Origin of the sequence: Microbacterium sp. Leaf288 (assembly GCF_001422925.1) — a bacterium.
Lineage (GTDB): Bacteria > Actinomycetota > Actinomycetes > Actinomycetales > Microbacteriaceae > Microbacterium.
This window is the reverse complement of record NZ_LMNI01000017.1, coordinates 20,956-33,504: the sequence shown is the minus strand read 5'-3', so window position 1 is coordinate 33,504 and position 12,549 is coordinate 20,956. Positions and strand designations below refer to the sequence as shown.

At 67.4% G+C, this 12,549-nt stretch carries 14 protein-coding genes; 12 read left to right on the top strand and 2 right to left on the bottom strand.

Features of this window, described 5'->3' with window-relative positions:
• Positions 1-309 precede the first annotated feature (309 nt).
• Positions 310-627 (bottom strand): helix-turn-helix domain-containing protein, encoded by a 318-nt coding sequence (locus ASF40_RS20740; protein ID WP_157549897.1) that lies wholly within the window; start codon positions 625-627, stop codon positions 310-312.
• A gap of 379 nt (positions 628-1,006) precedes the next feature.
• On the opposite strand from ASF40_RS20740, the gene ASF40_RS20735 reads away from it, so the two are divergent.
• The 11 genes from ASF40_RS20735 to ASF40_RS20685 are packed head-to-tail and all read left to right on the top strand — an operon-like array spanning position 1,007 to position 11,738.
• Positions 1,007-1,744 carry a hypothetical protein gene (locus ASF40_RS20735; RefSeq protein WP_056372748.1) on the top strand — a complete coding sequence of 246 codons (738 nt, stop codon included), beginning with the start codon at positions 1,007-1,009 and terminating at the stop codon, positions 1,742-1,744.
• 1 nt (position 1,745) lies between these two features.
• Positions 1,746-2,366, top strand: a complete 621-nt coding sequence (locus tag ASF40_RS20730) for a M23 family metallopeptidase (protein WP_056372746.1) — start codon at positions 1,746-1,748, stop codon at positions 2,364-2,366.
• 21 nt (positions 2,367-2,387) lie between these two features.
• Positions 2,388-2,687, top strand: a complete 300-nt coding sequence (locus tag ASF40_RS20725) for a hypothetical protein (RefSeq protein ID WP_056372744.1) — start codon at positions 2,388-2,390, stop codon at positions 2,685-2,687.
• Entirely contained in the window at positions 2,687-4,147 is a 1,461-nt protein-coding gene (locus ASF40_RS20720) for a hypothetical protein (protein ID WP_056372743.1), read from the top strand. The genes ASF40_RS20725 and ASF40_RS20720 overlap by 1 nt, the downstream gene beginning before the upstream one ends.
• A complete protein-coding gene (locus tag ASF40_RS20715; RefSeq protein WP_157549895.1) occupies positions 4,144-5,634 on the top strand; it encodes an SCO6880 family protein in 1,491 nt (496 codons plus the stop codon). Before ASF40_RS20720 ends, ASF40_RS20715 begins: the two co-directional genes overlap by 4 nt.
• Positions 5,634-7,229 (top strand): hypothetical protein, encoded by a 1,596-nt coding sequence (locus tag ASF40_RS20710; RefSeq protein WP_157549894.1) that lies wholly within the window; start codon positions 5,634-5,636, stop codon positions 7,227-7,229. The genes ASF40_RS20715 and ASF40_RS20710 overlap by 1 nt, the downstream gene beginning before the upstream one ends.
• On the top strand, positions 7,226-8,503 hold the full coding sequence (locus ASF40_RS20705) for a MinD/ParA family ATP-binding protein (protein WP_056372737.1): 1,278 nt from the start codon (positions 7,226-7,228) through the stop codon (positions 8,501-8,503). Before ASF40_RS20710 ends, ASF40_RS20705 begins: the two co-directional genes overlap by 4 nt.
• A 13-nt stretch (positions 8,504-8,516) precedes the next feature.
• The gene (locus ASF40_RS20700) at positions 8,517-10,340 is read left to right on the top strand and encodes a type IV secretory system conjugative DNA transfer family protein (RefSeq protein ID WP_056372735.1); all 1,824 of its coding nucleotides are present in this window, start codon (positions 8,517-8,519) and stop codon (positions 10,338-10,340) included.
• Complete coding sequence (locus tag ASF40_RS20695; RefSeq protein WP_056372733.1) at positions 10,337-10,729, top strand: hypothetical protein; 393 nt, start codon at positions 10,337-10,339, stop codon at positions 10,727-10,729. The genes ASF40_RS20700 and ASF40_RS20695 overlap by 4 nt, the downstream gene beginning before the upstream one ends.
• Positions 10,726-11,295 (top strand): hypothetical protein, encoded by a 570-nt coding sequence (locus ASF40_RS20690; RefSeq protein WP_056372731.1) that lies wholly within the window; start codon positions 10,726-10,728, stop codon positions 11,293-11,295. The genes ASF40_RS20695 and ASF40_RS20690 overlap by 4 nt, the downstream gene beginning before the upstream one ends.
• On the top strand, positions 11,292-11,738 hold the full coding sequence (locus tag ASF40_RS20685; RefSeq protein ID WP_056372729.1) for a single-stranded DNA-binding protein: 447 nt from the start codon (positions 11,292-11,294) through the stop codon (positions 11,736-11,738). Before ASF40_RS20690 ends, ASF40_RS20685 begins: the two co-directional genes overlap by 4 nt.
• Positions 11,739-11,852: 114 nt before the next feature.
• Here the strand turns inward: ASF40_RS20685 and ASF40_RS20680 are convergent, their stop codons facing one another.
• Positions 11,853-12,113, bottom strand: coding sequence for a hypothetical protein (locus ASF40_RS20680; RefSeq protein WP_056372727.1), 261 nt, complete (start codon positions 12,111-12,113; stop codon positions 11,853-11,855).
• A 105-nt stretch (positions 12,114-12,218) separates the two neighbouring features.
• On the opposite strand from ASF40_RS20680, the gene ASF40_RS20675 reads away from it, so the two are divergent.
• Positions 12,219-12,494, top strand: coding sequence for a hypothetical protein (locus ASF40_RS20675; protein ID WP_235560316.1), 276 nt, complete (start codon positions 12,219-12,221; stop codon positions 12,492-12,494).
• Positions 12,495-12,549 lie beyond the last annotated feature (55 nt).

Below are 12,549 nucleotides of genomic sequence, written 5' to 3'. Positions count from 1 at the left end.
AGTACGTGAGCCCGCCGGGGAAGACGCGGTCGTCGAAGGTCGCCGAGATCGCGGGCGAGATGATGACCGCTGATCAGTTCCTCGGACGGCGATGGGAGCCGGCCGCGCGGGGCGCGCACGGCTGTCATCGAGTCCTCGACGAAGCCCACCGCTCGGTGCCACCGCGGCGTTCACGGTCAGTACGGCCCAGCGTCGGTATGATCAGCGCCCTCCGCCCGGTCACCACATGTTGCCGCCCATGCCCAGGAAGAGCCGCACGTGCCCGTCGCGTCGCCCTGATTGCCTCGACGCTTTGCCTGCGTCCCCTACTTAGAATTCGCCCAGGACCTGACCCAGGCGCATTACCATCTCGGTCACCGCGGCGTCGTCGACGCTGTACCGCACGCGCTGCCCCCGCACCGCGACGTCGCGCGGCGGGTCTGCGGTGATGAGGCCCACGTCGAGCAGCTTCTCGATCCCGTTGGCGACGGTCATCGCGGGGATCTCGAGCGCGTCGGCGATCTCGCCACGCGTTTGGGCAGGGTTGCGTCGCAGGTGACCGATGATGGTCGCCTGCATCATGTTGCCCAATGCCTTGATGGGATCCTCCGCGTAATCACTGTTCGCGGGACGGGTATAGCGAGGCACCCGTCCAGTCTTCCGCACCGCTCGGCTCGACGTCTACACGACAGAAGCAGATAGTGCTTCACAATTTGAGTGTATTGTTATAAGCTTCCCTCATGTCAAGGCCGGCGGCTTGTGGGACGGGTGCTGAAACACCTGATCTTGCGCTGGTGTCCCCCGAAAGGCCTACAGACGGGCACTTTATTCGCGGAGTAGGGTGCGATCACGATGCGGGAGAGGCCCTAGCCACACATCGTTCAATGTGCGCGCCTCCTCCGTCTTTATTAGACGTTCCTCATTTTCGTCGCGTCCGAATCGTGCGTAGGATGCGGCCACGGCGTCCGTCGCGCGGGCCGCTTCTGCTGTGCATCGGTGCCGTCCTGAGAGTTCAGGAGGGCTCGTAATGGTGGGTTCGGATTCCGGTGGCCGCCGCGGACTCGTCTGGGCGATCGTGGGTGGGCTCGTGCTGGTCGCCGCAGTCGTCGCGATCGTTGTGTCGTCGCTGGTGTCCCAAGCGCCGACCGCTGATCCACCCAGCCTGCCCTCAGCCACGCCACCCTCAACCTCACCGTCCGAGCCGTCGACGGATGGCGATTACGTCGACGCGAGCGTCAGCGAGAAGGGTTGGGTCCCCGAACCGATTACTACCGATCCCGACGCGTACATTCGGGCGGCGCTGGCCGCGGCATCCACCTTCGACACTCAGGAGAGCAGTCGATCCGAATGGCTCGCCTACCTCGACACCTGGTTCACGCCCGATACGCGGTCCTCGACTGACGAAGAACGTCAGCAGGACTTGGAGCTGTCTCAGCTCGAGCTGCGACAGGCGGTCGTGCTGCCCGAATCGGAGTGGGACTCGTTGGCGAATGAAAAGGGCAGAGTCGTCGCCATGGCGACCAGTGACATCAGTTACATGGATGTGCCCGACGACGCGACAGGGGACATGCGGATCGGCACCGCGGATGTCGTGCTGACCTTCACGAGCACTGACGGCAGCGGCGGCGAAGCGTCATATGACGAGACCGTACGGGTGAGCGTGCAGGTGCTGTGCGGGGATGGGTCCGTTCCGACGCCTGACTCGGCGCAGCAGCCGGGCGATTGCAAGGTCGTCCGTTACTTCTCGGGGTCATTGGAGCCCTGACATGGGTGCCCCGGTCCTTGCGGCAACGACCCTCGCGAACACGAGGACCGGCCGCAAGATCGTGATCGGGGCGCTGCTCCTCTTCGCGCTCGCAACGGGGCTAGTGCTTACTCCCCTGATCGCCATCCCTCTCGCCGCGGTGCGCGCGGCCGCGAGCGCGCCCGGCGCCGCCACGACGACGACCGCGGCGCCAGCGGCGAGTGGCGCATGGGGTTATCCCCTCGCAGGCGCGTACTCGAAGGGTCGCGGGTTCGGGTACAACCCCGTGAGCGGATGCAGCTACTGCTCCACCGATCACCAGGGGTACGACATGGCACAGGGCTGCGGTGCCACCGTCTATGCCGCCGGCCCCGGCCGAGTCATCACCGCCGGGAATTACCAGGGCTACGGCAACACGGTCCGCATCGACCACGGCAACGACACCGTCACTCTCTACGGGCACATGCTGTGGGACTCGCTTCGGGTCGCAGTGGGAGAAGAGATCACTGCGGGAACGCCGCTCGGCGCCGAGGGGAACACCGGGCGCTCGTTCGGCTGCCATCTGCACTTCGAACTCCGGAAGTCCGGAACTCCGGCACCTCCGGAACCGTTCATGGCCGCGCTCGGCCTGCCGTTGAAATGACCGCTGATTGAGGAGCTGATGATGCGCAACCCTGAATCCGTCGCCACCGATGTCGATGTGCCCGACATCCAACCGGACTTCTCCGCCCCGTTCTTCCAGGGCTTCCAGGTCATCGCCTCCTACATCCTCGCCGGCGCGATGATCGTCGTCCTCATCATGCTCATCATCGCCGGCGCCTCGCTGGCGTTCCGCGGACTGGCGAACGACAGAGTGCGGACGTGGGCGGGCGAGAACATCCTGTGGATTTTCATCGCCGCCGCCGTTCTCGGTGCCGCATCGGGACTGTTCCAATGGTTCGTGAACTTCGACTTCGGATTCTGATGCGCACGACGCGCAGCCTGCTGGTCGGGACCGTGCTCGGTCTCGGACTCGCCGTTGTAGCTCTGGCGCCTGCTCACGCAAGCAGCGAGGCGTCGACGGTCGAGTACGCTGCGAGCGCGAATGCAACACCGGTCACCGGCCAGCCCTGGTCAGCACCCGCCTACCCGGTCGACTGTCTCCAGTCCGGCGATCAGATCACCTGCACCCCGCAGAGCGCATCAGATGCGAAGGCACAGCAGTGCTTCACGCGTGTGTACGTGGCGGGCGGGCGGGCGACCGTGTGCACGACGTACGAGGGGCACGTCGCGGCGATCAAGACGAGCGGGGGCACGCCGTTGCTGGTCGAGTACGGCTGCTCACTGGGCGACTTGGTGTGCACGACGTTCGAGAACGCGGGCCGTGGGATGGCGCTCTCGGCCACCGGCATGATGTTCGCGATCTCGCAGAACATGCGATTCGACACCTCGTCGCTGCTGTGGACGGCTGCCGTTCAAGAATGGTCGTTCTGGCAGTGGGCGATCCTCGTCATCACTTTCGGGGCGATGGTGTGGGCGATCACCGCGGCCGCCGTGTCGGGTGACCGGGCCGAACTCGTCGGAGCCCTGATTCGCAGCTTCATCGCAGTGGCCGCGGTGCCCATCTCGCTGTGGATCGCCGGGCATCTGGTGAACGCGATCGACGAGATGACCTGGTACATCATGAACCGCGACGGGCAGCACGCGGTGTTCGCGACACTGCAGGGCGTGATGTGGGCGGGCGGTCAGGCGAACTACTTCTTCGCGTTCATCATCCACGGCCTGCTCATGCTCGGGATGCTGCTGCTCATGCTGGTCTTCGCGTTCCGCAACATCGTGCTCGCGGCACTAATCGCGGTCGGCCCGGTGGCGTGGATGCTGTTCCCGGTGCGCGGCATCGGCCCGCAGTGGATCGTCCGATACGCGTCCGCGGTCGTGGTGCTGCTGTTGACCGGGCCGCTCACGATCGGGTTCGTCGCACTCATCATCAATGGGCTGTCGACGGTGCACACCATCTGGGATCCGCAATCCTGGCCGATGCTCATCGGACTCGTCTTGGTTGCGTTCGCCCCGTTCGCGGTGTTCGGCCTGTTCAGCTTCGTCGGCGCTGTCGCCGCTGACTCGGTCGGCTCCGGGGTCGGCACTCGCGCCGCTCGAGGTGCCGGCAACGCTGCCCGCTCAGCATCCCGCATCCCCAGTCGCCTGAACGCCCATCCCGCCGGAGGCACTCCGATCTTCTCGGGCTCGTCCCGCAGCGTCGACCCGAAGTCCGGCGGTAGTCGACCCAAGACGTCAGGACAGCCGACCCGGGCCGCTGCGAACTCGGCGCCTCAGGAGCCGAGGCGCGCACTAGGCAACCCGGCCGCGAAATCGACACCGGGGGCGAACGCGCCTTCGAGTACCGAACCCAGAACACCGTCGCGTACTGAGAGGACCCCGTCATGAGCGCATCAGAACTCACTGATCCGGTCCGCCTGCCCCGCCGCTCCGGGCAGGGCGTGGTGATGGGGATGGACCCGTGGCAGGTCACCTGTATGGCCGCCGCCGCCATAGCCATGCTCATCGCGCTCAACCGGTTCGGCGTCCTTGGCCTTCTCGTCGGCATCCCCGTCTACCTGCCGCTCGGGATCTTCGCGCTGCTGCGCATCAATCACGACTCCGCCCCGCGACAGACCGGACTGTGGCTGATGAAGCAGATCCGCCACGCGGCCGGCGCGACCAAAGAGGTCTACCGGCCAGAACGCACAGAACTGGCCGGCACCTTGAACCTCCCCGGAGTGCGCGCCTCGATCGAACTCTGGGACGTCGACGGCGTCGCCTGCGTCTACAACCCGCACGACCGATCCGTGTCCGTGACCGCCGAACTCGAGGTGCAGGGGTTCCTCATGCATGACGCCGCGGAGAGGTTCGACCTGGCCGCGCAATGGTCGACCGTGCTCGCGTCGTTCACGAAGAGGCCCGGGATCAAGCGCCTCACCCTGCAGGAGCGGACCCTGCCCACCACGATCCGTGCCGCGCGGGACCATTTCGACACGGTGACGAGCTTGCGCGACCTCGACCGGTCGTCCCCGTTCGCTCAGAACTACCAGCACGCGATGGACGATGCCGAACGGTACGCCGTCGCACACCGCAACTACCTCACCTTCACCCTCGATCTGCTGACGCTCAGCGGGCAGCTGAAATCGCTCGGTGGCGGTAAGGACGCGATCCGCACGCTCGCGTATCTGGAGACCCGCACTCTGGCCGACGCGCTCCGGATCGCCCGGATCACCGTGCGGCGGTGGATGTCGCCACGCGACATCGCCGCGCTGGGCAGAGTCGCGTTCGACCCGGCGTTCGCCGCGAACGTGCAGAACCGGCCCGATGATCTCGCCGGCGTCGATCCGATCGCGATCGGACCCATGTACCTCGAGGAGCCCCGCCACCGCAACGGCATCGTCCGCACCGACTCCGGAGTGCACTGCACGATGTGGATCCACGAATGGCCGCGATCAGACACCAGCATCGGCTTCGTGGAACCGATCGTGTTCGCACGGATGCCGTCGACCGGGGCCGCGATCACCCACATCCTCTCCATCGTGCTCACCCCGGTCTCGGACAAGCAGGCGCTGAAGCGGATCGCCGATGACAAGAAGGTGTGGAAGGGCAACGAGAAGCTGCGCCGCAAGCGCGGCGTCGGTGGTGCCGCGGCCGACGAAGCCGACTGGCTGGCGCTCGAGGACCAGGAACGGCAGATCACTGCCGGGCACGGAGAGTTCCGATTCGGGGCGTACCTCACGGTCACCGCGGGCGACGAGGAGCAGCTCGATCAGGCGGTCGCCGGCATGCGGAACGCGCTGGCCCGCGCGCAGATGGAAGGGCAGATCCTGTACTGCCAGCAAGCCGAGGCACTGATGGTCAACGCTCTGCCGATCGGGTTGGGGATGAAGTGATGGCCCGCCACGTCGCGTACATCCAACCCGCAAACGCCACCAAAACAGAGCGTCGGGCGATGCGCCGCGCCGTCACCGACGCCGCCCGCGACGATACGCCGCCCCGGACGAAGCGACGAGATGTTGCGCTGCCCGAACCGGCCGTGGCGGGTCCGTTCGGACCGGGCATCGTGCGGGGCGGGTACTGGAACCTCGCACGCCCCAACCTGCTCGCCCATCAGGCGACCTCGCAGCACATCGCTGGGATCTACCCGTTCGTTGCCGACGCCGGCCTCGGGCACCGCGGCCCGGTTGTCGGGATCGATCTCAACTCCGACGCGCTGTGGCACTTCTCTCCGTGGGAGGCGTACGTGGACGCGTCCGACCGTGGCGCGCTGTCCACCAACCTCCTGGTTCTGGGCGCGTACCGGGCAGGGAAGAGCGGCACCATCAAGATGCTGGTCACGCGTTCGATCGCGTTCGGGCACAAGGTCGTAGTCCCGTCCGACCCGAAAGGGGAATGGGTCGCGCTCGCCGAGGCCGACCCGCGGGGTGTGGTGATCCGCATCGGCGGCGGAACCCGCTCCCGCCTCAACCCGCTCGACCGGGGGCCGAGACGCGGCGGCACGACCGACGACGAGGACGAACAGCTCGTCCAGCAACGCCGCATCACCACCCTCATCTCCCTGATCGAGATGACCCTCGGCGGCACCCGGCTCACCGCCGTCGAACACGCGGCTGTCCACGAAGCCCTGGCCCGCAGCATCCGCGAATCCCGTGACCACCCCACCCTCCGCGACGTATACCGCCACCTGGGCGGCATCGTCACCGATCCGGGCAGTAACCCGCGACTGTCCGAGGGGGCCGTGCAGCCCGAGTTCGTGCTGCGCCGGTTCGTGGAAGGCGACCTGTCCGGACTGTTCGAGGACGAATCCACCGTCACTTTCGACGAAGCCGCGCCGATCGTCGTCGTCGACACCTCCGAACTGTTTGCCCGCAGCGAGTTGGTCGCCCAACTCACCCAGGTGTGCACGACCGCGTGGATCCAAGCGGTGATCTCGGACCGCTCCGCGAAGACCACCCGCTACCTGGTCCGCGAAGAAGGCTGGCGGGACATGACATCGCTACCGGCGCTGCAGATGTTCCAGCAGTGGCTGAAGCTGTCACGTCATTACGGGATCAGCAACATTGTCATCCTGCACAAGGTCGGCGACCTCGACGCTGTCGGCTCCGCCGGGTCCCGCGAGCACAACCTGGCGCTGTCGATCATCGGGGACATCGAGAACAAGTTCGTGTTCCGCGTCAACCACCAGGAAGCCGACGCGCTCAAGACCCGGTTGAACATCCCCGCCGTGCACGTCGCCGACGCCCGGCAACTGCGAATGGGCACCTTCATCGCCTACGTCGGCCAATACGCCTACTTGGTCGACAGCTTCGCGACATCCACCGAGTGGGAGTACGAGCTGTTCAAGACCGACGACGCGGTCCGGCCCGCCGACCACGACGACCGGGCACTGCATCTCATCGACCCCGACGCCCTCGACTCCCTCTGGCCCGACGAGCCGGACGCAGGTCTCGACGGCTGGCTGTCCACGACAAGGAGGCAACTGCCATGACCACGGCACTCTACCCACGCGTGATTGCGACCGTCACCGGCACCTCCGCGACTGTCACGAACCCCGACGGTCGGTCCCACGCGGTCGCCGCAGCCCCGGATCAAGACATCCGGCAGCTCATCGTCTCGCGTACCGCCGACGCGGCGCGCACCGCCGGCACTCCGCTCGAGCTCATCACCTCCGGTGATCGCGGCGTGCACCACTTCCTCGTCTACGGCGACGGCGACGTCGAGGCGCTGCCCGCGACCGAGGCCGAGCCGATGCCACTCCCGACCCGCGCGTCGGAGAGGGCGTCATCACAGCACGGAGAGGAGGTGGGCAACACCGCTCAGGGGCGCGAGCCGACCGGCCTCGACTCCGCCCCTGAGCCGCCGGCGCGCGTCTCCTTCATCACTGCCACACCACCGGTCAGCGCCCCTGCGACCGGGTGGCTCGCCCGACTGGGCATCATGCGACCGTCGCCCACGCAGGTCGCGCGACGCGAATGGGAGGCGACCGTGTCCAAGCATTGGGCGGGATGCCGGTCGATCGCGGTCGCCAACGGCAAGGGCGGCGTCGGCAAGACCATGACGACCGCCATGATCGCTGCAGTCCTCGCCCGCTATGGCGGCGGCAATGTGCTCGCCTGGGACAACAACGACACCCGCGGCACCCTGGGCTGGCGTACCGAGCAGGGCACCTACGACGCCACCGTCCGAGACCTCCTCGCCGCCGCGGACCAGCTCCTCGCACCCGACGCAGCGATCTCCGACGTGTCCCGGTACGTGCACCATCAGTCCGTCGACCGGTACGACGTGCTGCGGTCGAACCCGGAACTGCTCGCCACCGATCAGCGGCTCACCCAGGGGGAGTTCGATGTGCTGATGAGGGTCGCGGCCCGGTACTACCGTCTCGTGATCTTCGATTCCGGGAACGACGAATCCGCCGAACGCTGGCTGCGGATGGTCGACCACTCGACCCAGCTCGTCATCCCCACCCTCACCTCCCCGGAGTCCGCCGAGTCCGCCGCGCTGCTGCTGGACGCGCTACGACAGCGGGACGAGCGATCCGCGCACCTCGCCGCGCACGCCGTCGTGGTGGTCACCCAGGCCGAGCCGTCCGCGCATCGCGAGATGCAGCGCATCGTCGACGGGTTCGCCGGGCAGGTACGAGCCGTCGTGCGCATCCCATTCGATCCGGCGCTCAAGGCGGGTGCGCTGCGCTACGACGCGCTGCGCACCCCTGCCCGCAGCGCTTGGCTTCACGTCGCGGCCGCAGCGGTCGCCGACCTGTGACACGGATGCCGCCATGAACGAGACCGTCCGCAGCAAGCTGATCGCCGTCGCCATCGCAGCCGGTATCGTCCTGGCGTTCGCGACATCCTTCATCGCCGAAGCGGTCACTCAGCTGCTCTGCGGCACCCGCCCTCAACCCTCCAGCCCCTTCTCCGGCTTGGCCATCGCGGTCACCGGAGACCGATCGGCGTACACCGCGCCGGACGACTGCAGCCTGCCGGTCTGGCAGATCCGTGCTGCCGACTTCCTCGCCGTCCTGGTGATCACTGCACTCGCGATCCTCGCCGTGGTGGCGTACCGGCGGCACAAGGCGTCGGACAGCTCGTTCATCAGCGACCTCCGCGCCCGCCCTGGCTTCGCCGAAGCCTCCGAGATCCGCCAGCACCTCTCTGCCAAGGCCATCCTTAGACGTGCTCGGCAGCTCAGACCCGACATCCCGCAGCCGAAGCCGACCGATGTCGGCTGGCGAGTGGGACGGTCTCGCGGGATGGACGTGTACGTGTCGATCGAAGACTCCGTGGCTCTGGAGGGCCCGCCCCGTTCCGGTAAGGGCTATCGGGTGCTGATCTCCGCGATTTTGGACTGGTCCGGCCCGCTCATCACCACCTCCACCACGAACGACAACCTCACCGCCACGATGCGGATGCGGCAGCGACGCGGCGAGGTGCACGTGTTCGACCCGCAGGGACTGTCCGGCGTGCGGCAGCCGTTGCGCGTCTCACCGATCGCCGGCTGCGAGGATCCACTGGTCGCGATGCAGCGCGGCACCGCGATCATCACCGGAACTGCGCTGGGTGCATCCACCACTAATGCGGAATGGGCGCAGGCCTCCGGCGTCGTACTCGGTCGGCTGCTGCATGCCGCCGCGGTCGGCGACCGCACCATCGCCGACGTCTACAACTGGGGCACCAGCCCCGTCGTTGCCCGGAAAGCCGTCGACGTGCTGCGGGCCGACGGCGCCCCCGGATGGGGTGACAACCTCGAAGCCACCCTCTCCGGCGACGAGAAGCTCGTCTCCTCCGTCTGGTTCGGCGTCCAGAACGCCGTCGCCCCGCTCGCGGTCCCCAAGATCCGCGACGCGCTCATGCCCCAGCCCGGGGACAATCTCTTCGACCCGAACGTGTTCCTGGATGACTCCAACACGCTGTACCTGGTGGGGTCCGCGTCCGGCGCGTCGGCGATGGGCGGATTCCTCGGCGCGCTGCTCGACGACGTCGTCGAAGTCGCTCGAGTGCGGGCGCTCGCTTCCCCGGGCTCCCGCCTCGCCCACCCGCTCGGCCTCATCCTGGACGAGATCGCGAACATGTTCCGATGGGGAAACCTGCCCCGCATCATGGCCGACGGCGGCGGCCGCGGCATCTGCACCTTCGTCGTCCTGCAAGCCCTCTCCCAAGCCGAGACGTCCTGGTCACGCGCCGAAGCCGACACCATCTGGGCGGCAGCCACCGCCAAAGTCCTCCTGGGCGGCGCATCCCATGTCGACCACCTCCGCGACGTCGAAGCCCTCCTCGGCACTCGGCAGACCCGCCGCACGCAGCGCTCCTGGTCGACTCGTGAGGTCGGGCACAACACCAGCGAGCACCACGAACGCCTCCCGCTGATGTCCGTCGACGAGATCCGACGGATGCCGCAGACGGTCGGGCTGCTCGCCTATCGCAATCGCCGTGGCGTTCTTCTCGACCTTGCTGGGTGGGATGAACGCCGCGACGCGCGCGCCATCCAGAACGGCAAGCGTCAGACCGAGGACGAACAGCGCGCTGTGTTCTCCGACACCGCCCCTGCACGTCCCGTCCAGACCGAGCGCCCCGACGACGTCGAGGCGGTGACAGAAGAGTGAGCAACCGCCGTAAGAGCGCGTCCTGGAACTCCTATCGCTCCCAGTTCCTCCGCTCACCCGCCTGGTTCGCACGACGCGACCGCTGGTTCCGCAAACAGCAACGACTCGGTCGACCGCTCGCCTGCGTCGCGTGCGCACAGCCCGCGCCCAAAGAGCGCCTCGAACTGCATCACCTCGACTACGGCGGCGTCCGGTTCGTCGACGGTGCATGGCGGGCGTTCGAACGCCACGACGACCTCGTTCCCATGCACCCGTACTGCCATGACCTCCTCCACCGCCTCATGGACCGGGATCTCGTGCTCTCGCGGCACCGCACACGGCGAACCGCATCCGCACTCGCCCTCCAGCGACTCCGGCTCAAGCTCAGCGCTTCCGGAGGACCGCGATGAACGGATCCGACCCCGCCGAGATCGAACGCCTCCTCGCCTTCGAACTCGCCGGAATCCGCGCCGCCGGACTCAGCGGAACACCCGCGGCCGAATTCACCGGACCCGCCGCCGACGATCACGATGGGCCTTCCGACCCGCTTGGCGCCCACGTCGTCGACTGGCGTCGCCTCTCCGACAGAGACGCGCGCGACGTGTGGGTCGCCCTGCGGGCGTGGGTCGAGTGGTTCACAGTCCGCTACTACGTTCCCGTCAGCGTGGTCCCGAACTGCTGGTGGAAACACGGCGCTCTCGTTGAAGAACTCTCTGCGCTGCACATCGCCCACCTCGCCTCGTTCGACGAAAGCGATACCGGTCTCGGCCCCATCGGGTGGCACGAACGGCTGTCCCTCGCTCTCCCCCGCCTGAGCCGTGCCGGTGCCGGCTGTGCCAGCGGTCACAACGACACAAGACCCCGCTCCTGGTCGCACGCGATCGACGAGCAGGAATGGGACGCGTGGACCAGAACGGCCCACGCCCACCGAGACACCCCACCGGGTGACTCACCACCGAAAGGAGCACGACCATGACCACCAGAATCCCGGTCACCCTCGAGGGCAACCTCACCGGTGACCCCGAACACGGCGGCACCGACAACGGCACCGAGTACGCCCGGTTCACCGTCGCCGTCAACGACCGCCGCCTGAACGAGACCACCGGCACCTGGGAAGACGCGGGCACCGTGTTCCACCGGGTCGTGGTCTTCAACCAGCAGGCCCGCAACGTCGCCGACTCCCTCCACAAGGGCGACAGCGTCATCGTCAGCGGTGACCTCCGGTTCGGCACCTACACCGACAAGGAGACCGGGCAGACCCGGGAGACCCGCGACGTCGTCGCGGACAACGTCGGCGCCTCGGTGAAATTCCAGACCGTCACCGTCGCCCGCACCCCAAAAGCTGAAGGGCCCGCAGCACACGCTCCGGGCCCTTCGGTAGCACCGGCCTCGTACGCCGGTACCGGGATGTCACGCTGACCTGAACCAACAAGCAGCGGGGCGAGAGTCAGCGTACTCTCGCCCCGCTCCGCTGTGTACCGGCGGCACACGCGAGGGCGCCGACGCAATCGGATACGGGGCGCCGTAGCGAACTCAGGTGTAGGCGCGGTGCACGTGCCAGTCATTCTCGGTGCGGAACACGTCGAACACGAATGACGTGCCGTCGTCGTCGGTGGCCTGGAACCGCCAGCCGTAGAGGCTGCGCCCGCCATGCAGCGGCGCCGCCCAGATGGACTCGCGCAGCCGGGTGGGAGTGTCGGAGACCCGCCAGCGGCGGCCGGCGTAGTACATCCGCGCCGGGATGTCGTTGGCCATCCATAGCGTGACGTTGTGTTCTACAGCCGTGTCGTTCATGACTTCACACTGTAGAACTAATGTTCGATACTGTCTATACGGCCGAGAAGAGTGAGGCGGCCGATGGGCACGAATAGACGGTACGCGGATCGGATTGATGCGCGCATGAGCGAGCGCATTCTGCAGCGCACCGCCGAAACCGGGCGGCTGGACACCCTCACCGATTCCGAGTTGCAGCTCGACAAGCTGCCGCTGACTAGGGCGCCGGTCGCACGTCCGGTCAGGGCGTGGGTGCGGTTCGGTGGCATCCCTGTGCGCGTGGACGCCGAGGCGTGCTCCTGGACTTCTCGTGCAGTCGCCATTCGGTTCCGGATCGACGGCCACGAGCACCGGTGCTGGGTCTGGGCTGGCGCGGTCGAAGGGCCGGACGACGGTCTGTGAGCCCGTTGTCCCTACAGGCCCACGACGCTCGCAGCGCAACCTGCAGGCAAGCTCG

Bases quoted from the DNA above. Each gene is read 5' to 3' on its own strand.
- ASF40_RS20735 (WP_056372748.1), top strand. From the start codon at position 1,007: ATGGTGGGTTCGGATTCCGGTGGCCGCCGCGGACTCGTCTGGGCGATC.
- ASF40_RS20730 (WP_056372746.1), top strand. From the start codon at position 1,746: ATGGGTGCCCCGGTCCTTGCGGCAACGACCCTCGCGAACACGAGGACC.
- ASF40_RS20725 (WP_056372744.1), top strand. From the start codon at position 2,388: ATGCGCAACCCTGAATCCGTCGCCACCGATGTCGATGTGCCCGACATC.
- ASF40_RS20720 (WP_056372743.1), top strand. From the start codon at position 2,687: ATGCGCACGACGCGCAGCCTGCTGGTCGGGACCGTGCTCGGTCTCGGA.
- ASF40_RS20715 (WP_157549895.1), top strand. From the start codon at position 4,144: ATGAGCGCATCAGAACTCACTGATCCGGTCCGCCTGCCCCGCCGCTCC.
- ASF40_RS20710 (WP_157549894.1), top strand. From the start codon at position 5,634: ATGGCCCGCCACGTCGCGTACATCCAACCCGCAAACGCCACCAAAACA.
- ASF40_RS20705 (WP_056372737.1), top strand. From the start codon at position 7,226: ATGACCACGGCACTCTACCCACGCGTGATTGCGACCGTCACCGGCACC.
- ASF40_RS20700 (WP_056372735.1), top strand. From the start codon at position 8,517: ATGAACGAGACCGTCCGCAGCAAGCTGATCGCCGTCGCCATCGCAGCC.
- ASF40_RS20690 (WP_056372731.1), top strand. From the start codon at position 10,726: ATGAACGGATCCGACCCCGCCGAGATCGAACGCCTCCTCGCCTTCGAA.
- ASF40_RS20685 (WP_056372729.1), top strand. From the start codon at position 11,292: ATGACCACCAGAATCCCGGTCACCCTCGAGGGCAACCTCACCGGTGAC.
- ASF40_RS20680 (WP_056372727.1), bottom strand. From the start codon at position 12,113: ATGAACGACACGGCTGTAGAACACAACGTCACGCTATGGATGGCCAAC.
- ASF40_RS20675 (WP_235560316.1), top strand. From the start codon at position 12,219: ATGAGCGAGCGCATTCTGCAGCGCACCGCCGAAACCGGGCGGCTGGAC.